Here is an 18164-nt window from a genome sequence, read left to right as displayed (position 1 = left end):
CCCCGCTTTCTCGCCCTTACTTTATTGTCTGTATTTGCTAAAACAAATTTTTACTTTTTAGTTCTTTCCCTAATCTAAAAGTTTTTCCAACATTGAATAAATTTCTTTTAATTGTTTTTCAATGCTGGTTGGTATTTCTTGAGCGCCCTTTGTTTTACCGCAGTGGGCAATGCTATTCCGTAAATCTCTGATTTGTCCCCACAGTTTAACTAATTTTTCGCTCTCAGCCAATTGCTCAAACCATTCTGGTACTAAAGCTTCCTCCCCTTTTTTCTTTTTCAAACTACTGTTTAGGGCTAACTCTATTGTATTCGTCCTGTAATCCCTATCCAACCATTCTTCTTTCAGATTTTTGTAAGCTACCAAATCCACTATCCATTCTCTAGTTAATAAAATTCCCTCTGTGTATCGTCCCTTATCTATATAATGTCGAATAATCGCTAATTGGCGTCGTAGATTCTCCCCAGTTAACTTCTGTGAATCGCATTCATAAGCCAATTCCTTTATTTCCCTTTTTATTTCGTCTAAAACTACCCCAAAAGGTTTAGCCCAAGTCTTTACTTCGTCTGAAGCCTGTTCAAACAAAGGCAATAATTCTTGAGAAAATTCCATAACTTTTAAAGGACGGAGCAACTGCAAAGCCTGTGATATTTTTTTGAGCCCTTCTCCTAATTTCTTTAATTTAGTTGGTCTCTCCCCTTGCTGATTTTCTTTCCAAAGCCTATTTTGTGTTTCAGCAATTTGCTCTGCCAAAAAAGCAGCATCACTTCTTTGTCGCAAAAACTCTACTCCAATCATCCAATCAAACAAATCTATCAATTTTGTTAAGTCAAAAATAGGAACCCTATCTTCCTCTTTTGCTTCATAAGCGCCGTATAAAATAGCTTCAATTTTTACTCCTTTGACCCTTTTTAAGTAGACAGCTGCCGCAAATACTATTAAAGGCAAAGAGCGAAAAGCATGGGTAATATCCAGAATAACTTCGTCTCCTTTTTCTACAACTTGAGTACATATATCAAAGATTTCCCAAAGTTCCTCTTCTGATTTTCCTTCCGGAATTTCTCTTTCCTCTAATTTAACTTTATTTTTTAACCGTTTTTGTAAAGTTTCCCAATAAGTCTCTTCTTCTAAAGGTTCTGGAAGCGCTTGGTTGCATTCGGGGCACTGCTCTCCTTTGGGAGGTCTATAATTTTTAGCCGATGGAGTCAGTAATACTATAACTTCCTCAGGTTGAAAAATTTCAGCAACTGCTTCTGGAAAAAGATAGGTTTTTATTTGTTTATCTTTCCAGACATAAATAACTTCTTTATATTGTCCTTTGCCTAGAAAACTTATTGCTTTTTTCATCACTTATCCCCTTTCAAATTTAACTTTTTTCTTAACTTCCTCTTTTTCTCCTCGCCTCCTCCCTCACTTGGTGTAAGCTAATAATCTCTGCTACTTCAAACTGGAGGGGAAGGCTTCCTTCTATTGGTCGAAGACGCAATACAGGAGGGAAATAGCCACATCTTCCATGTACTTCTGCTAAAAGAGTTACTGCGCTTATGCTGAGAGATGGTGGATTTAGTATAAAAGGTACTGTTTGCCATTCATGAGATGTAAACCCTACTCTATCTACTAATTCAGCAATTTGAGGAATTAAGGGTTTCTGCTGGTCTATATAAGCATCTATTTCCATAACGCGTTCTATTTTTTGCCCCAATTTTTCTTCTAGTTTTTGAATTTGGTCCTCTGTTAGAGGATGTGAAAAATTTATGAGAAACATTGCAAAAACCCTCCATATGTAGTTATTCTTCTAGATCTTTTAAGGCAAAATAGGGTGCAAATTCTGCAATGAGAAGATTGCGGTCTACTTTCATAGAAGGATAATCCTTCCACTCCTTTAATTTTTCATAAATGACTTGCAATTGATTAGCTATAGTCTGCTCTTTTTTATGAAGAATCTTAGATATAGATGCATTGTCGTAACCTTTACATACAAGCTCAACAATCTCTCTTTCTGCTAGAGTAAGCCAATGATTTAAAAATTCCTTTTTTCTCTTAAACTCCGCTTTTTTAGTCAATTTTTTATACCAAGCCTCAACTTCACTAGGATCCCCTATCTCCGCTACTGTACGCATTAAAGTAGAAGCTTCTGACCAACGTATTACAGGTATTTGCACTAACCAGACTTTTTCCTCACTTGAAAGATGAAGTTTGCGCTCATTCCCCGGTTCCCAACCTTCTGTAATAAGATACCATAAACGATCTTCATCCCCAAATAAAAGCTGAGCTACCAGCATCCCTATTACGCCCATTATTTTTCGTCCGCCTGAAATAAGAAAATGGATTGTGAAACCATTTTCCTTAAGTTCTCGAATCTCTTTATAAATAGTGCTTAGCAAAGCTTTTACACTTCCTTCTGTAAGAAAATCCTCTATCACCTCATCATGGGAATAACCCTTTACAGGTACTTTAATAAATTCTGTGTTGTAGGAGCCTTTCAAAAACTCGTCATCTAAAATTTTTAATGCATCAAGTACTTTAGGATTATTGGTATGTATTGCAACCACCTTGCTAACCGAATACCCTTTTTTTAACAATTCATCTAAAGCAATGGTTATTACTTGCGGTTCAGTTCCTAAAGTCGCTATTAAAACTTCTTTTTGTTTTTTTAGCCTTTCCTTTTTGTTTGGATTTTTCATGATAATTCCGCCCTCTTCCACCTTGTCAATTATTTTATCCAAATTGCTCAAATTTTTCTATGTAATGTGTTACTATTTTAAATAGTAATTACTTCACCCTATTATCTCAAAACACCCGAACCCTTGGGAATTTTTAGCTCCTAATCCCGTGTAATAGGCAAGTTCCAGAAGTTCAGGTGTTGTTTCTACATCGTATATGCCCATCCAGCCTTTTACATAGACATTTTTGTATTTAATCATCTTAGAATACCTTCTGTCTTCTTTTTCTACAAGGGGTATGAGCTTAAAATGGGGATTTTGTGGCCTTATCTTGTATACCAGCTCATACTTTTTTATGAGGTTGTTCAAAAGCAATGTAGAAAATTTTTCGTCCCAGGGAGAATAATAATACGTATATTTTTTGTCTCCATCCCTCAGAGTGGTATACATTACCACCGGCGAAATAAATTTTATTCGGGCTTTCTCCTTGAAAACCGGAGGGTTTTCTATGTTCAAAGAATTTAAAGTAAACTTTTGACCGTTAAAATGGCAGTATTCTCTCTTTAAAACGTTTTTCGAAATATCAATTATTACCTCCTCCAGAGGCGAAGCTACTGTGAATTTAAAAGGCGGTTTTATTATTATCTTTTTATAACCCTTTGGCTTCTCCACAATTTGAAATTCCCCTTCAATTCTAGAAAATGTAAACAATTTAAACTTTCTTTTCTCATATTGAAAACCTACATCGTGGAGAAAAGCAGCAAAATCTGTATCGCCCATCAAATCGTACAAAAGTCCTTGTACTATGTAATTGTAATGAATGGGCAGTATTAAATTTTTTTCTCCTGTAAATTCTAAAGTTATTCTCATCTTCAACACCTCATGTAATATTTCCAGTGAAGATATGGTTGTATTGGTTTTGTATGTATAATATTCTACACCAATTTCCATTTTCCTTCTTAATTTTTAAAAATTTTTTATTTGTCTCTAAATCCTTTTTGTCGTATAATCAGTATTAAGGGAGGGAAAATGATGGAAAATGTAAAAAGGTTTTTCATATTTTTCTTTTCTTTTATCCTCTTTGTTCTACTTACACCCCCTATTGAAGGGTATGGTCAGGAAAAAGAAATAACTGTAATCCTAGATGGATACCCAATAGAATTTGACACAAAGCCTGTATTAGAAGAAGGAACCACATTAGTTCCTTTCCGCGCTATTGCTGAAGCTTTAAATGTAAACGTAGACTGGAATGAGGCTTCACAGACAGTAACAGCTACCTATAAAAACTCCATCGTCAAACTTCAGGTAGGGAATAAAATTGCCTATAAAAACAACACTCCTTTTAAACTCCTTGTAGCACCTAAAATTGTGAACAATAGAGTTCTCATACCTCTTCGCTTTTTCAGTGAAGCTTTCGGTTTTGACGTTAAGTGGGAACAGGAAACTTATACAGTAAAAATAAATTCTCCAGCTAGAGAAATGTCAGTAATAGGCTTTTACGCCTTAGGCGATGAAAAAACCAGCAGCTGGACAAATTTATTTGGGAAGAAATATCCCGAATACGATACTGGCAATACGCAGTATTTTACCTCCATAGCTCTTGGATGGTACAGCTTAGACAGTTCGGGCAATCTCTTGACAAAAAGTTCTACAGGATGGCAAAGGCCAGAGGGGTGGGAAAAAGTTTTAGAAGCTTTATCAAAGTACAAATTAAAATCAGAAATGGTACTACATGTAACAGATGGGGACGGCACTCTTTCTAATTTACTTTTTTCAGATGAAGCCGTAAGGAAAGCTATTTCTGCCATTTCTGAAGAGGCAAAGCTATACGATGGAATAAATCTAGACTTTGAAGGTCTGGGACTTACCGAAAAAGAAGAAGATATAGCTAAAATAAAAGAAAAATTTACAGAGTTTGTGGAACTACTCCGTGAAAAAATAGGCTCATCTAAGACAATTACTTTAACTCTTCATGCTCCAAATAGCGCTTACAAAGGGTATGACTATAAACTGCTGGGGCAGGTAGCTGATAAAATCATTGTGATGGCTTATGATTACGGTCAAAAACCCGAACCTGAAAAACTAGTGATACAGGCAATTGAAGAAACTTTAAAGGAAGTACCAAAAGAAAAAGTGATTTTAGGAATTTCTATACCCAGCGAAACTCCTGAAAGTTTTGCAATAAAGGTAGGTCTTGCGAAAAGATACGGCTTAAATGGAATAGCGCTCTGGAGACTGGGTTTGATAAATGACGAGATGTGGGAAGTACTGAAAACTTCGATTATTCCAGCAAAAACATAAAACCAGACAAAAGGGACGGTTCCCTGTGTCTGAAAATCCGGACAAAAGGAACCGTCCCCTCTGTCTGAATGTTTACTTAAGTGTGTCTTGAAGAGTTTTCCATGCCAGTAAAGCGCATTTTACACGGGCAGGAAAGTCTGAAACACCCTGCAGTACTTGAGCATCTCCCAATTCTTCTAAATCCACGTCTTTTTTGTGTATCATGTCTATAAATTTCTGTACAAGCCTTAAAGCCTCCTTTTTATCCTTCCCTTTTATGAGGTCAATCATCATGGAAGTAGAAGCCTGACTTATGGCACAGCCGTGACCTGTAAAAGAGGCATCTTCTATTACATCCCCATTTATTTTAAGGTATATTGTAATATCATCTCCACAAAGGGGATTGTGTCCCCTTTCCTTGAGGGTTGCTTCCTTCAACTCTCTTCTGTGAGGAGAATTTTCATAATGTTCCATTATTATCTCTGAATAAAGTTGATTTAAATCGCTCATTTAAACCACTTCCTGACTTTTTTAAGTGCTTCCACAAGGGCATCTATGTCATCAAAGTCATTGTAAAGGTAAAAGCTGGCTCTCACGGTAGCAGGAACCCCTAAATATCTCATCAGAGGCTGACAGCAGTGGTGACCGCTTCTTACTGCAATTCCTTCTTCATCCAGTATTGTCGCAACATCGTGTGGGTGAACTCCTTCCACATTGAAAGAAATTATCCCTCCTCTGTCTTTTGAATCCATAGGCCCATAAGTTTTTACATATTCGAGGGTATTAATTTTTTCAAGTCCATACTCCAAAAGTTTAGCTTCATGTTCATATATATTCTCAAGTCCAATCCTTTCAAGATAATCTATCGCAGAAATTAGCACATAAGCTCCCTCTACATTGGGAGTCCCTGCTTCAAATTTTAAAGGAGGAGGTGCAAAGGTGGAATATTCTTCATAAACTTCGTCTATCATTTCTCCTCCCCTCAAAAAAGGAGGCACTTCATCTAATAAGTCTTCTTTTATATACAAAACTCCAATTCCCATAGGGCCCAACATCTTGTGGCCAGAAAAAGCAAAAAAGTCGCAATTTATTTTCTTAAGGTCCACTTTCATATGAGGTACGCTCTGAGCCCCATCCACCAGCACTTTTGCCCCATACTTATGAGCAATTTGTGTAATTTCTTCCACAGGATTTATTATCCCTAAGACATTTGACATGTGCTGTACAGCCACCAATTTTACTCTATCAGACATTTTTTCTTCAAAATCTTTCATTGAAAGTCTGAAATTTTCATCAAGATACACATATTTTAATTTTGCTCCTTTTGCTTCTGCTACCATCTGCCATGGAAGAATGTTGCTGTGATGTTCCGCTATTGTCAGAACTATCTCGTCCCCCTCTTTTATGTGCTTCATTCCCCATGTGTAGGCGATAAAATTTATTGATTCTGTAGTATTTCTTGTAAAAATAATGGACTCCTCACTCTTTGCATTTACAAACTTTTTCACTTTGTCTCTCGCCTTTTCATAAGCCTCTGTAGATAGAACGCTTAAATAATGAGGGCTTCTGTACACATTTGCATTTAGTTTCTCATAATATTCTTCCATGGCTTTTATAACCGACTCAGGCTTCTGGGTGGTAGCAGCATTATCAAGGTATACAAGCCTCTTTCCATGAGGCTTTACATTAAATATCGGAAAATCTTCTCTTATTTTCTTCACATCCATCATTATTTTATAATCCTCCTCCCTATATGACCCCTTAATATTATCTCTCTTATGGGGTCATACGGAATCAAATCTATGACAGGATTTAACACTGCCTGTACCATCAAAAGTCTTGCTTCTTCAAGGCTAAAACCTCTGCTCATCACATAATAGAGCTTGTTTTCATCCAGCTGACCTGCACTGGCAGAGTGATTTGCCTGTACATCCTCTTCTGCACAGTAAAGAGCAGGAATAGCAATTGACCTGACAGTTTTGTCAAGCAAGAGCACTGTCTCATTTTCTTCAGCTTTTGCTTTCTTAGCGCCTTTTTTAATATCAATATTTCCTATAAAAGTAGCTTTTGCACTCCCCTTTAAAGCACCTTTTAAATCCACACTGCTAGTAGTCTTAGGAGCATAGTGATACACTTTATAAGACATGTCGTACTTCTGACTGTCCACACCCAAAAAAACAGACTTTGCCGTGAAACTTCCGCCTTCTTCACTGAGGTAAACTGATACGTCAAAAGCGCTAATATGAGCTCCTATGACCACATTTGACCAGTTGACTGTAGCTTTTTCCCCAACCTCTACCAAGCAGTTATCAAAATCGCTAAAGTCATCTCCCAATCTCTGTATCTTTACAATATTTACAGTTGAACCCTCTTTTGCAATCAACCTGGTTATGCCATTTTTAAAACCTTTCTCCCCTGAATTGTAATCAAAGACAACCGTAACTTTAGAGTATGGCTCAACTTCAATTACATTGTAATCAAGCAAAAGGTCATTTTGTAAATTTGCAATGTAATCAAAGACCACTGGCTTTTTAATTTCTTTGCCAGAGGAAATTTTAATGTAAAATCCAGCATTATAATGCTTTTCCACCTCTTCTGTAAGCTTTGGATCTATCCCATAAGCTTTATCCGTCGTAAAATTTTTTAAAATATTCGCATCTATTCTCTCTACAGATATTCCTTCCTGTTCTACATCTTTTATCTCAACAGCATTGTACTCTTTGTATGCTGGTTTTTGTATTTCCTCCCATGGTATTCTTTTTAACATTTGCTTCACTCCTATCCAATTGCACCTTCCAGCTCAAGTTTTATCAACCTGTTCATTTCCACTGCGTACTCTAAAGGCAGAGCTTTAGCGATGGGCTCTACAAAACCTCTCACAATCATAGCCCTTGCGTCTTCCTCATTAAGGCCCCTTGACATGAGATAGTATATCTGCTCTTCGCTTATTCTCCCAACTTTTGCCTCGTGGCCGATGTCTACATTGTCATTTTCTATATCAATGACCGGTATAGTATCAGATTTAGAAATGTCGTCCAGCATCAATCCTTCACAGGTGACAGCAGCTTTTACCCCTTCTGCCTCAGGTCCTACCTTTAAAAGTCCCCTATAGGTTGATATTCCTCCATCCTTTGAAATGCTCTTGGCCAAAATTTTTGAGGAAGTATAAGGAGCTAAATGTATCATTTTTGCCCCTGTATCCAAATGCTGGCCTTTTGCTGCAAAAGTGATACTGGTATACTCCGCTTTTGCTCCTTTCCCCACAAGGACAGAAGCAGGATATAACATTGTCTTTTTACTGCCAAAAGAACCGGAAATCCACTCTACCATTCCGTCTTTTTCTACTATTGCTCTTTTTGTGTTTAAATTATAAGTGTTTTTACTCCAGTTTTCTATGGTGGAGTATATAATCCTAGCACCTTCTTTTATAAAAAGCTCTACACATCCGGCATGCAAATTAGAGACAGAGTAAAGAGGTGCTGAACAACCTTCTATGAAGTGAACTTCGCTTCCTCTGTCGGCAATTATTAGGGTGTGTTCAAACTGGCCGCTACCAGGTGCATTCATCCTGAAATACGCCTGCAAAGGAACTTCCACTTTTACACCTTCAGGCACATACACAAATGTTCCGCCGCTCCACACTGCCGCATGAAGAGCGGCAAATTTGTGGTCTGTCGGAAGTACATTTTTTGTCATAAAATATTCCCTTATGATGTCAGGGTATTTTTTTAAGGCTGTGTCCATATCTTCAAAGATTACGCCCTGTCTTGCAAGGCTTTCCTTCATGTTGTGGTATATCACTTCAGAATCGTATTGGGCCCCTACTCCAGCCAGAGCTTTTTTTTCTGCCTCAGGAATACCCAATCTTTCAAAAGTTCGCCTTATCTCTTCCGGTACTTCCTCCCATGAGGTCTTTTTCCTTGCACTTGGCCTTATATAAGCTACAATAGAATTTATATCCAATTGACTCAAATCTACACCCCATGTAGGCATTGGCATTTTTTCATATATTTCTAAGGCTTTAAGCCTAAATTCTCTCATCCATGAAGGTTCGCCCTTTTGTTCAGATATCTCCAGCACTACTTCTTTGGAAAGCCCTTTACCTGTCTGAAACTCGTATTCAACCTCGTCCTTTATATTGTATATGCTAAAATCTATCTCCCTAATCTCTTCCTTTCTCATGTTTATACCTCCTCAAGGGCTATGCGCCATTTCTCACAAAGTCATAGCCCTTTTCTTCTAATACTCTAGCAAGCTCTTTATCTCCCTCTTTGACAATCTTTCCATCCATCAAGACAGATATAACATCAGGTTCTAAATAATTTAATATTCTGTTATAGTGAGTGACTACCAGAATCGCCATATCCTCGGTTTTTAATTTTTTTATAGTTTCAGCAACAACTTTCAGCGCATCTATATCAAGCCCTGAATCTATTTCATCCAGCATCACAAGCTTTGGCTTTAAAAAAGCCATCTGAAGCACTTCTGTCTTTTTCTTTTCCCCGCCAGAAAATCCTACATTGAGATATCTCGTCCTGTATTCAGCACTCATATCCAAAAGTTCCAGCATTTTTTGCATTTCCTTCGCAAACTGAAGCATTGTCATGTTCTGTCCTGTGACAATAGTTGAAGAAGTCCTTATAAAGTTATCAACCGTAATACCGGGAATCTCTTCTGGCGACTGAAAAGATAAAAATATACCTTTCTTTGCCCTTTCATTTACTTTTAAATTTGTAATATTTTCTCCTTCAAACAAAATTTCTCCGCCAGTGATTCTATATTTAGGGTTGCCCATTATGGCATGGCACAATGTGCTCTTGCCACTGCCATTAGGCCCCATGATTGCATGTATCTCTCCCTTTTTTATGGTCAAATTAAGCCCTTTTAAAATGTGCTTATCCTCTACTTCTACATGTAAATCCTTTATTTCAAGCAAAGCCTCTCTCATCTCTTACAACTCCTTTTTAATTCCGACTATTTTTATAGGAATACTTGAACAATATTATTATACACCACAAAAATTCTTAAATCAATAAAAGAAGGGATAAAGTTGATAATTATTTTCTTTTAATAAACATATGTCAAAAACTGTACGTAAAAATATAAGAAGCCGGGAACGAATTTCCCCGACTTCTTATATCTCATCCACCTCTACAAACTTTGCCAATATATCGTCCACAGGAATTATGAGATATTCCTCTCCCTCATGCTTTATCTTTGTCCCAGAAAATTCCTTGTAAATCACTCTGTCTCCCACTGCCAGCTCTTCAGTTGCGCCGGCTGCAATAGCTTCAATTACCCCTTGATTCAATTTTTCTTCTGCAGACTTGGGTATTATAACTCCGCCCACTTTTTTCTCCGGCTCTTTTTCAAGTTTGATGAGAGCATGCCCGTTTACCGGCTGTATCTTTGTCATACACCTTCCCCTTTCTATATATTTTTTGAAACGCCATATTTATTATACCAAAATTTATTGCTCTGTAATTCCCAACAATTGATTTAATTTTGCTTTGTCAAAACCTACCACTATGGTACCGTTGATATCCGTCTGGGGCACACCTCTCTGACCTGTTCGCCTTACCAGTTCAGCGGCTGCAGCCGGATTTTTGGTCACGTCTATTTCTCTGAAAGGTATATTGTGCTGCCTCAAGTAAGCCTTTGTGGCATTGCACCACGGGCAAGAAGGACTTACATAAACCGTCACTCTAAGGGGCTTTCGCTCTTTCCCATCTGATGACTTTGTTGGAGATACTACCAATAATTTTTCGTAATATTCCTTGCTCTGAAGTCCAAACACAAACTGCCACGGCTCTTTTTCTTTAAACAAAATCACAGAAGGCACCACTTTTATACCAAACTGCGGGTGAATGTCCTTTACTTCTGAAGCATTGACAACGTACACTGGTACTTTGGGATTGTCCTCACTAAACTTCTTCATCACTTCTAAAGCTTCCAAACTTTTCTGAGAAGAATTTGAGTAAAACATAAGCATAAAAATGTCATCTTCTTTACTTCTTATTTCCTCGAAATGCTCCAAACTTTTTACATATTCCAGCATCGAATCACCTCTCTTACTCCTACCCCCCATAAGTATTGGGTCCGATTTATATTATAAGTAAAAGAAGGGCAGAAATCAAGATATTTTTTAACAATCTTCCCCAATTGCCCATACAAGAACCTTTTCTTCTTCAAAATTCCGTCTCTGGGCCCCCTCCGCAGAGAAAGTGTATTTGTGCCTCTTAAAAGATAATAAAAAGCAGGAAATAAAGATGGAAAAAAGCGAAGGAGGCACTTGGTTTATTGATGTAAAGGAAAACCTCAAAAAAGGGAGCTTTTTTCTTTTTTATTGAATACATACACTTTCTCTGAAGGGACATATTTCTTTACTTCTTCTGCAACAAAATTCTCATAATCTGAAGCGTTCCTGTACGTAAAAACCTCATCTTTCACAACAGTGTCATAGCAAAATATAAGGGAGGCCTCGTTTAACTTTTCTATCCTTTTTGCCTGTTCTTTTGGCAGCCTAAAAGCGCCAATATTCACATCTCTTACGCTCTTTTCAGGAATGCAGGAGAAAACTTCTTTAACAAATTGGCTGTACACTTCTTCAAAGTTTTCCAAGTACATTACAGGCTCAATAGATATTCTGATTCTAAGCCCTCTTGAAATGGCTTTTTTGATGCTTTTTAATCTCATCTCAAGAGAAGGAGTAAATTTCTCATATCTATCAATTACAGGTTGCGGCAACAAAGTCCAAGCAAAAATGACATTTGGTGGAATCTCCAAATCTTCCAAAGCAGGAAAGTTAGCGCTCTTCGTCTTAATCTCCAAAAGGAGGTCCCTAGAAGAAGCGTATTCAATCCACTCTCTGGTAAAACCCGTTAAATATTCTAATGCCAGCAAATCCGTCTCATAGGAAATGCTCAAATATATCTTTTTTCTTTCTATGAGCTTGTCTATTTCTCTGAAATAATCTTCCATATTTACAAATATCACCAAGTGAGCAGAAGGGTACAACCCTTGCAGATAGCAGTATTCACACTCATAGACGCAATTGTATATATTCGATGTATGGAAAAAATGTATATTTCCAAAATCTTCACAAAGTTCTGACCCTTTATACAGAAAATCATGCCTTTTCTTAGCAATTATCAGGTTCTGCCCCTTTTTCTGAACCAAATAATTTTGATTGGGCCTGTTAAAAACTTCACTGTATCTGTTAATATATACAATTTTGCTCTTAGGAAACTTACTCAATATTTTTATCGTCAAAGGATGGTTTTTTACATCCTCTTCAACGTAAATGTGAGAGAACTTCTTCAAAGGCCTTCTCCCTCTCTTTTTTGTTTGTAACCTCCATCCCAAAAAAACCTTTTAAAAAATCAACGCCTTTATTTTCCCGCACTTTATAGTGAAGGCAAGCTTTGTATAAAATCTGCCTCTGACTTGCTGTCAACTTCAACTTGTCTGACAAAGTCTTAATAATATTCTTTTCTTCTTCTGAAAAAACTTCCTCGGTTTTAAAACTTTCTTTTATCATTTTGATGAATTCATCTATTTCTTTTAATTTCTCTTCAACAAGCTGAATCACAAAGTCTCGAGAAATCCCTTCAAAATCCAAGGAATCAGACACCAGCTTCAAAAGGTAAATCTGATGGGCATCAAAAAACTTTGAAGCGGCTTGGTAAAAACCGCTTCCTTCCATATCACACAAATTTGCTTCCATTCTATAAGCATCCTTTACAGGATGGTTAAAAGTCTCAAGGTCGCTTTCCTCAAAGGAATGGTCAACTAAAACATCAGGTACAAAAACCTTTTTAGTTTCACTGTCTATCACTTTGTTGATTAAATAAAGATGCCCTTTCATTTGTGGAAACTTCGATCCGGCAATTCCAAAATTTAATGCAAAGCTATCCCTGTAAATCCCATATCTTCCTAAAGTGTAGGCTACTGCTATAGCACTATTTATCTTGCCAACTCCTGTCACAGTTAGCAGGGCCTCGTCATTTGAAAAAACTTGAAAATAATTGTTTTGAAGGTCTCTTTTTAGTTTAAAATAGTTTATAAAAGGGTAAGCTTCAGCATAAAGAGCAGTAAAAAGGAAAATCATATTGCATTCATTCCTTTACCAATAACCTGTGATATTCCTTTTTCCCTTTTCTCACAAGAATGGCATTTTCTTTTATCATCTCTTCTTTTATGCATTCATCCACGTTTTCTACCCTCTTGTCGTTGATGTAAAGGCCTCCCTGCTGAATAAGCCTTCTTCCCTCGCTCTTTGAAGGTATGACTTTAGCTTCAAAAAGCACATCAACTATTTTCCTTCCGATTATGTCCTGAGAGACTTCAATGCTGGGCACGTGTTCTATTTCACCGCCGCCTTCAAACAGAGCTTCGGCCGCCTTCTGAGCCTTTAGGGCTTCTTCTTCACCGTGTACAAGCTTTGTAACCTCAAAAGCCAGCACCTTTTTAGCTTCGTTTATCTCCTTATCCCTTAGTCTCCCAAGCCTTCTCACTTCGTCCATAGGAAGGAAAGTCAAAAGGGCCAAAGCCTTTTCCACATCATTATCTCCTATATTTCTCCAGTACTGATAAAATTCATAAGGAGAAGTCTTTTTAGGATCCAGCCATATAGCGCCTTTTTCAGTTTTGCCCATCTTCTTTCCTTCGCTTGTTGTAAGGAGCACAAAAGTCATTCCATAGGCCTGCTTGCCTTCTTTTTTGCGTATAAGCTCTACTCCAGCGATTATATTAGACCACTGGTCATTTCCTCCCATCTGCATTACACAGCCGTAGCGCCTGTAAAGCTCTAAAAAGTCATAAGCCTGCATTAGCATGTAATTAAACTCAAGGAAAGTAAGGCCTCTTTCCATGCGAGTCTTAAAAGCTTCCGCCTCAAGCATGCGATTTACAGTAAAGTGAACACCTATATCTCTCAAAAATTCTATGTAATTCAAGCCAAGGAGCCATTTAGCATTGTTTTCCATTATAGCTTTGCCCTCAGAAAAATCGATGAATCTCTCCATCTGCTTTTTGAAGGCTTCAGCATTTCTATCTATTTCCTCTTTAGTGAGCATTTTTCTCATGTCAGTTCTACCGCTCGGGTCTCCTATAAGGGCAGTCCCGCCTCCCAAAAGCACAATTGGCCTGTGGCCGGCTCTCTGCATGTGAGCCATTGTCATTATCTGAATCAAATGCCCTACGTGTAAGCTGTCAGCAGTGGGGTCAAAACCTATGTAAAAAGTTATCTTTTCTTTTTCTAAAAGCTTCTCTATCTCTTCTTCATGGGTCATTTGAGCGATATATCCTCTTTCTTTTAAAACCTCTAGCACCGACACGTTTATACCCCCATCAGTTGGTTTTTGTATTATTGTATCAAAGTGAAAAAATATTTTCAAATGTTTTTTTGATATAATAAGGATATAATGAAAAAGCAGGTGAAAAAATGAACTACAAGTTTTTTATCATAGCCAAAAAAATAGAACCCTTTTTCCAAGAAGCCATAGAGGAATATTTTAAGAGATTGCAGAGGTTTTGCAGCATTTCTCTTTCAATCTGTAAAAATTCAAAAAAACTTCCTGTAAAAGATTTGGAAAAATCTTATAAAATATTGATTACACCTCAAGGGAAAACCATCTCTTCTGAAAAATTTGCTTTAAAGATAAAGGACCTAGAAATGAAATCCATAACAGATATAACTTTTTTAATAGGAGAAGGAATCGAGATTTTTGATGAAATACTTACAATTTCGCAAATGAAAATGTCAAAGGGATTAACTGCTACGCTCCTCGCAGAACAGCTCTACCGCGCTTATAAAATATTGAGGAATGAACCATACCACAAATAAACTACAAAAGAGCATAATAAATTTGCTCTAAAAGCAAAAGCCTTGTGAGCTGATGAGGAAAAGTCATCTTAGAAAAAGAGATGTTTACATCAGCCCTTTCTTTGACTTTTCCCCATATGCCCAGTGAACCGCCTATTACAAAGACTACTTTTTTGTATCCCATACCAAAAGCCTTCTTTATAAGGCTTGCAAATTCTTCGGTTGAAACTTCTTTCCCTTCTATGGCAAGAGCTATCACAAAGCTTTCCCTGTCAATTTTGTATAAAATCCTTTCTCCTTCTGTCTTTAGCACCTTTTCTCTACTTGCTGGAGTACCAGGGTCCTCTTCTTCTTTTACTTCAACAATTTCAATATCATATATTTTCTTCAGCTTGTCCAGATAAAATTTTATCCCCTCTTTTATATAATTTTCTTTAATAGTTCCAACAGCTATTATTTGTATTTTCATCCTCTTGCCCCACTTTAGACCACCAGATATTTAGGAGGTTCATCGCAAAAATCACATTTGTGGGGAGCAAGCCAATCGGTAAAAGAAACCTCATCTAGTTTGTAGATGTCAGGAGGCTGCTCGTACACTTCCACAAACTCCTCAATAGCGTCCTCCAAATGCTTTTCACACACTACATACATCAAACTCTCTCCTGTTCCAAAAAACATGGTAGCGCCAACTTTGACCTTAAGATTACAAGAAGCTTTTTACTTTCCAAGGACAATAGTAACATAACCTTCCTTCCCAGTCAACGTCTTATACTTAACTTTTATGCTTTCTCCCGGCTTTTTTTCGTATATGATGCACTTTAGACCTGTCATCGTATTTACTGGTTTCCCATCTACCTCCAGTATGATATAACCTTTCCTTATTCCAGCTTTATAGGCGGGCCCTGTAGGGTCTATATCCGCCACGTATATCCCTTCGTAAATATACACATCTGCAGTTATGTAACTCGCAATCTCTCTGTCATACGCCACTATTCCTAAGTAAGGCGGTTTGAAAGTCCCTGTTTCAATGACCTTTTTAAGAATAGGCTTTACAATGTTTATAGGAATTGCAAAGCCTAAACCCTCTGCAGTAGTGACTTTAGCAGTATTTATCCCAATGGCGTACCCTTGAGAGTCCATCAGAGGTCCGCCGCTATTACCCGGATTTATAGAAGCGTCTGTCTGTATGAGGTCTTCCATGATTTTGGGCTTACTGTCTTCAGTTATGGGAAGGCTTCTGTTGAGTGCACTTATTATTCCTAAAGTCACCGTTCTCTGAAATCTTAACCCCAAAGGATTTCCTATAGCGATAGCCGTTTGACCTACAGAAAGCCTATCAGAGTCCCCCAGCTCAATCACTGGCAGATTCTTCGCATCTACCTTAAGTATAGTGAGGTCTAAAACCGGGTCAGTCCACATTACTTTCCCCGGCAATATATTTCCATTGCTCAAATAAACCTTTATATTTCTGGAATTTTCGTTAACCACATGATTATTTGTTATTATGTAACCGTCGGGGTGCACTATAAATCCCGAACCGACTCCTTCAACAGCCCTTTCTAAAAAATAATACTTTCTCTCAAATTCCAGCGTTGTTATGCCAACTACAGCCGGTGTCGCTTTTTTTGCCACCGCTTCTGCTACAGTAGGAGGCTCTCTTTTTGGAATGATTATTTCTTTTTTCAAATTTGACTCAGGGGGATATGGTATAGGAATAATTTTTCCCCATAAAAAATTAGGTGCAATGTATATAAAAATTAAAGAAGTGATAAAAGACGAAATTATTGCAGTAGCAACTAACTTATTAAAATTATACTGCATAACATCACCCCATTAATAGGATTAGATGTTATGCAGTTCATTATACACGAATTTTTACTCTCATTCTCTTATTCTTATTATGTCAGCTCCTAAAGCCTGAAGCTTTACTTCCATTGCTTCGTATCCCCTGTCAATGTGGTAAATGTCCAAAACTTCTGTAATGCCCTCTGCTGCAAGTCCTGCTATCACCATTGCAGCTCCACCTCTTAGATCTGTCGCGTAAACTGGAGCACCTGTCAGTTTGCCCACTCCTTCTATGATAGCGCTTCTTCCCTCCACTCTCACTTTCATTCCCATTTTCTTTAATTCTTCTAAATATCTAAACCTGTTCTCATATATATTTTCTGTAATGACACTTATCCCATCAGCTAAGGCTAAAAGCACCGCAAAAGGCTGCTGCATGTCCGTCGGGAAGCCTGGATACGGCAAAGTCTTTATATCAACCCTTTTTAAAGGCCCTTCTCTTCTAACTCTTATGACATCGTCATACTCTTCCACAATTACTCCCATTTCCACAAGCTTTGCAATTATCGACTCTAAGTGGGTCGGAATTACGCCTTTTACATATACGTCTCCTCCCGTTGCCGCCGCTGCCACCATATAGGTTCCAGCCTCAATCTGGTCAGGGATGATTGTGTAATGGCAGCCCTCTAGTTTGTCCACTCCTGTAATCTTTATAGTGTCAGTCCCAGCACCTTTTATATTTGCTCCCATTGCATTTAAAAAGTTTGCTACATCAACTACATGAGGCTCTTTCGCACAGTTTTCTAAAATAGTAACCCCTTCTGCTTTGACAGCTGCCAGCATCAAATTTATTGTTGCCCCCACACTTACAACGTCAAAATATATGTGAGCTCCTCTTAATTTCTCTGCCTTAATCCTTATAAAACCGTGCTCTATAGTAGTCTCAGCCCCTAATGCCTCAAAACCTTTGATGTGCTGGTCAATTGGCCTTACTCCTATGTTACACCCTCCCGGCATCGGTATTATCGCTTCGTTAAATTTACTCAAAAGCGCACCTATGAGATAATATGAGGCCCTCATTCTGCTCGCCAATTCCCTGGGAGGATGGAAAGAATTAAGCCCTGTGGGGTCTATTTTTATTTCGTGTTTGCCTTTTTCTACCTTGCCCCCTAATCTTTTTATTATTTCTGCCAAAGTTTCTATGTCCTTTATATCAGGCAGATTGTCTATGACACTTGGACTATCTGCCAGTAGAGCCGCAGGTAAAACCGCAACAGCAGAATTTTTAGCACCGCTTATCTGGACAGTGCCACGAAGAGGCTTCCCTCCTCTTATAACAAACTTTTCCATACACATCTTCCTTTCAACCAAAAAATCATCTAAAAATCAGATACTGCCACACTATATACTTTAATACAATTCATAATATTTTACAAGTGTTTGTGTGATAAAAGCCCATAGAAAAATCTTCAAAATAAAAAAGGGGATTATTCCCCTCTTTCCAAATTGCCTGTACTTGACTTTGTCAGTTTGAAACCCAAAAGGCTTGGGAATACAGGTATTGACAAAAAATGGGCGTGAAATTTGTCACTACATTACTTTCTCATGCT

The 18164-nt window shown here is 37.7% G+C and carries 21 protein-coding genes; 3 read left to right on the top strand and 18 right to left on the bottom strand.

All coding sequences use genetic code 11. From position 1 onward, the window contains the following. Positions 1-69: 69 nt before the first annotated feature. From csx2 to cas6, 4 genes are read right to left on the bottom strand one after another with little or no spacing between them, the layout of a single operon-like run. The gene (csx2, locus tag EV203_RS07995; RefSeq protein ID WP_132039954.1) at positions 70-1347 is read right to left on the bottom strand and encodes a TIGR02221 family CRISPR-associated protein; all 1278 of its coding nucleotides are present in this window, start codon (positions 1345-1347) and stop codon (positions 70-72) included. 31 nt (positions 1348-1378) lie between these two features. Then, a complete protein-coding gene (gene csx15, locus EV203_RS07990; RefSeq protein ID WP_132039952.1) occupies positions 1379-1765 on the bottom strand; it encodes a CRISPR-associated protein Csx15 in 387 nt (128 codons plus the stop codon). A gap of 22 nt (positions 1766-1787) precedes the next feature. Then, entirely contained in the window at positions 1788-2735 is a 948-nt protein-coding gene (locus EV203_RS07985) for a CRISPR-associated protein Csx14 (RefSeq protein WP_243700625.1), read from the bottom strand. A 42-nt stretch (positions 2736-2777) separates the two neighbouring features. Next, a complete protein-coding gene (cas6, locus tag EV203_RS07980) occupies positions 2778-3533 on the bottom strand; it encodes a CRISPR-associated endoribonuclease Cas6 (RefSeq protein WP_031314064.1) in 756 nt (251 codons plus the stop codon). Between the two features lie 162 nt (positions 3534-3695). Between cas6 and EV203_RS07975 the strand changes: the two genes are divergently transcribed. After that, positions 3696-4964 (top strand): stalk domain-containing protein, encoded by a 1269-nt coding sequence (locus tag EV203_RS07975; RefSeq protein ID WP_165911592.1) that lies wholly within the window; start codon positions 3696-3698, stop codon positions 4962-4964. Between the two features lie 72 nt (positions 4965-5036). Here EV203_RS07975 and sufU read toward each other — a convergent pair whose 3' ends face one another. The 7 genes from sufU to EV203_RS07940 form a co-directional block, all read right to left on the bottom strand. After that, positions 5037-5453 (bottom strand): Fe-S cluster assembly sulfur transfer protein SufU, encoded by a 417-nt coding sequence (gene sufU, locus EV203_RS07970; RefSeq protein WP_011026661.1) that lies wholly within the window; start codon positions 5451-5453, stop codon positions 5037-5039. Continuing rightward, entirely contained in the window at positions 5450-6673 is a 1224-nt protein-coding gene (locus EV203_RS07965; RefSeq protein ID WP_009609706.1) for a cysteine desulfurase, read from the bottom strand. The genes sufU and EV203_RS07965 overlap by 4 nt, the downstream gene beginning before the upstream one ends. Beyond that, positions 6673-7710 carry a Fe-S cluster assembly protein SufD gene (gene sufD, locus EV203_RS07960; RefSeq protein ID WP_009609697.1) on the bottom strand — a complete coding sequence of 346 codons (1038 nt, stop codon included), beginning with the start codon at positions 7708-7710 and terminating at the stop codon, positions 6673-6675. The genes EV203_RS07965 and sufD overlap by 1 nt, the downstream gene beginning before the upstream one ends. An 11-nt stretch (positions 7711-7721) precedes the next feature. Further along, positions 7722-9125 carry a Fe-S cluster assembly protein SufB gene (gene sufB / locus EV203_RS07955; protein WP_132039948.1) on the bottom strand — a complete coding sequence of 468 codons (1404 nt, stop codon included), beginning with the start codon at positions 9123-9125 and terminating at the stop codon, positions 7722-7724. A gap of 19 nt (positions 9126-9144) precedes the next feature. Next, positions 9145-9891, bottom strand: coding sequence for a Fe-S cluster assembly ATPase SufC (gene sufC / locus EV203_RS07950; protein WP_132039946.1), 747 nt, complete (start codon positions 9889-9891; stop codon positions 9145-9147). Positions 9892-10077: 186 nt separating this feature from the next. Next, positions 10078-10359: a co-chaperone GroES gene (locus tag EV203_RS07945; RefSeq protein ID WP_011026666.1), complete on the bottom strand. Its 282-nt coding sequence runs from the start codon at positions 10357-10359 to the stop codon at positions 10078-10080. A gap of 54 nt (positions 10360-10413) precedes the next feature. Continuing rightward, complete coding sequence (locus EV203_RS07940) at positions 10414-11001, bottom strand: glutaredoxin domain-containing protein (protein WP_022587862.1); 588 nt, start codon at positions 10999-11001, stop codon at positions 10414-10416. A gap of 166 nt (positions 11002-11167) precedes the next feature. Here EV203_RS07940 and EV203_RS14300 point away from each other — a divergent pair, with 166 nt between their 5' ends. Then, positions 11168-11293 carry an early set domain-containing protein gene (locus EV203_RS14300; RefSeq protein ID WP_353738702.1) on the top strand — a complete coding sequence of 42 codons (126 nt, stop codon included), beginning with the start codon at positions 11168-11170 and terminating at the stop codon, positions 11291-11293. Here the strand turns inward: EV203_RS14300 and EV203_RS07930 are convergent. From EV203_RS07930 to tyrS, 3 genes are read right to left on the bottom strand one after another with little or no spacing between them, the layout of a single operon-like run. Continuing rightward, positions 11262-12266, bottom strand: a complete 1005-nt coding sequence (locus EV203_RS07930; RefSeq protein WP_132039944.1) for an SPL family radical SAM protein — start codon at positions 12264-12266, stop codon at positions 11262-11264. The genes EV203_RS14300 and EV203_RS07930 overlap by 32 nt on opposite strands. Next, positions 12238-13053 carry a 5'-methylthioadenosine/S-adenosylhomocysteine nucleosidase family protein gene (locus EV203_RS07925; protein WP_132039942.1) on the bottom strand — a complete coding sequence of 272 codons (816 nt, stop codon included), beginning with the start codon at positions 13051-13053 and terminating at the stop codon, positions 12238-12240. The genes EV203_RS07930 and EV203_RS07925 overlap by 29 nt, the downstream gene beginning before the upstream one ends. 7 nt (positions 13054-13060) lie before the next feature. Beyond that, a complete protein-coding gene (gene tyrS / locus EV203_RS07920) occupies positions 13061-14281 on the bottom strand; it encodes a tyrosine--tRNA ligase (RefSeq protein WP_132039940.1) in 1221 nt (406 codons plus the stop codon). Between the two features lie 107 nt (positions 14282-14388). Here tyrS and EV203_RS07915 point away from each other — a divergent pair, with 107 nt between their 5' ends. Beyond that, positions 14389-14790 (top strand): 23S rRNA (pseudouridine(1915)-N(3))-methyltransferase RlmH, encoded by a 402-nt coding sequence (locus tag EV203_RS07915; protein WP_132039938.1) that lies wholly within the window; start codon positions 14389-14391, stop codon positions 14788-14790. Between the two features lies 1 nt (position 14791). On the opposite strand, the gene rlmH is transcribed toward EV203_RS07915, so the two are convergent. The 4 genes from rlmH to EV203_RS07895 form a co-directional block, all read right to left on the bottom strand. Further along, on the bottom strand, positions 14792-15238 hold the full coding sequence (gene rlmH, locus EV203_RS07910; RefSeq protein WP_132039936.1) for a 23S rRNA (pseudouridine(1915)-N(3))-methyltransferase RlmH: 447 nt from the start codon (positions 15236-15238) through the stop codon (positions 14792-14794). A gap of 14 nt (positions 15239-15252) precedes the next feature. After that, the gene (locus EV203_RS07905) at positions 15253-15420 is read right to left on the bottom strand and encodes a CxxH/CxxC protein (protein WP_011026674.1); all 168 of its coding nucleotides are present in this window, start codon (positions 15418-15420) and stop codon (positions 15253-15255) included. Between the two features lie 66 nt (positions 15421-15486). Next, positions 15487-16590, bottom strand: a complete 1104-nt coding sequence (locus tag EV203_RS07900) for a S1C family serine protease (RefSeq protein ID WP_132039934.1) — start codon at positions 16588-16590, stop codon at positions 15487-15489. 60 nt (positions 16591-16650) lie between these two features. Then, on the bottom strand, positions 16651-17904 hold the full coding sequence (locus EV203_RS07895) for a UDP-N-acetylglucosamine 1-carboxyvinyltransferase (RefSeq protein WP_011026676.1): 1254 nt from the start codon (positions 17902-17904) through the stop codon (positions 16651-16653). Between the last annotated feature and the right edge of the window lie 260 nt (positions 17905-18164).

It is taken from the genome of Caldanaerobacter subterraneus (assembly GCF_004345675.1).
GTDB lineage: Bacteria > Bacillota > Thermoanaerobacteria > Thermoanaerobacterales > Thermoanaerobacteraceae > Thermoanaerobacter > Thermoanaerobacter subterraneus.
This window is presented reverse-complemented; position numbering and strand designations above follow the sequence as displayed.

What these genes read in the sequence shown, in the direction of transcription:
- EV203_RS07900 (WP_132039934.1), bottom strand. Translation starts at nt 16,590, where the DNA reads ATGCAGTATAATTTTAATAAGTTAGTTGCTACTGCAATAATTTCGTCT.
- EV203_RS07945 (WP_011026666.1), bottom strand. Translation starts at nt 10,359, where the DNA reads ATGACAAAGATACAGCCGGTAAACGGGCATGCTCTCATCAAACTTGAA.
- EV203_RS07915 (WP_132039938.1), top strand. Translation starts at nt 14,389, where the DNA reads ATGAACTACAAGTTTTTTATCATAGCCAAAAAAATAGAACCCTTTTTC.
- EV203_RS07895 (WP_011026676.1), bottom strand. Translation starts at nt 17,904, where the DNA reads ATGGAAAAGTTTGTTATAAGAGGAGGGAAGCCTCTTCGTGGCACTGTC.
- EV203_RS07925 (WP_132039942.1), bottom strand. Translation starts at nt 13,053, where the DNA reads ATGATTTTCCTTTTTACTGCTCTTTATGCTGAAGCTTACCCTTTTATA.
- sufU (WP_011026661.1), bottom strand. Translation starts at nt 5,453, where the DNA reads ATGAGCGATTTAAATCAACTTTATTCAGAGATAATAATGGAACATTAT.
- sufC (WP_132039946.1), bottom strand. Translation starts at nt 9,891, where the DNA reads ATGAGAGAGGCTTTGCTTGAAATAAAGGATTTACATGTAGAAGTAGAG.
- csx2 (WP_132039954.1), bottom strand. Translation starts at nt 1,347, where the DNA reads ATGAAAAAAGCAATAAGTTTTCTAGGCAAAGGACAATATAAAGAAGTT.
- EV203_RS07975 (WP_165911592.1), top strand. Translation starts at nt 3,696, where the DNA reads ATGGAAAATGTAAAAAGGTTTTTCATATTTTTCTTTTCTTTTATCCTC.
- EV203_RS07940 (WP_022587862.1), bottom strand. Translation starts at nt 11,001, where the DNA reads ATGCTGGAATATGTAAAAAGTTTGGAGCATTTCGAGGAAATAAGAAGT.
- csx15 (WP_132039952.1), bottom strand. Translation starts at nt 1,765, where the DNA reads ATGTTTCTCATAAATTTTTCACATCCTCTAACAGAGGACCAAATTCAA.
- rlmH (WP_132039936.1), bottom strand. Translation starts at nt 15,238, where the DNA reads ATGAAAATACAAATAATAGCTGTTGGAACTATTAAAGAAAATTATATA.
- sufD (WP_009609697.1), bottom strand. Translation starts at nt 7,710, where the DNA reads ATGTTAAAAAGAATACCATGGGAGGAAATACAAAAACCAGCATACAAA.
- cas6 (WP_031314064.1), bottom strand. Translation starts at nt 3,533, where the DNA reads ATGAGAATAACTTTAGAATTTACAGGAGAAAAAAATTTAATACTGCCC.
- sufB (WP_132039948.1), bottom strand. Translation starts at nt 9,125, where the DNA reads ATGAGAAAGGAAGAGATTAGGGAGATAGATTTTAGCATATACAATATA.
- EV203_RS07905 (WP_011026674.1), bottom strand. Translation starts at nt 15,420, where the DNA reads ATGTATGTAGTGTGTGAAAAGCATTTGGAGGACGCTATTGAGGAGTTT.
- EV203_RS07965 (WP_009609706.1), bottom strand. Translation starts at nt 6,673, where the DNA reads ATGATGGATGTGAAGAAAATAAGAGAAGATTTTCCGATATTTAATGTA.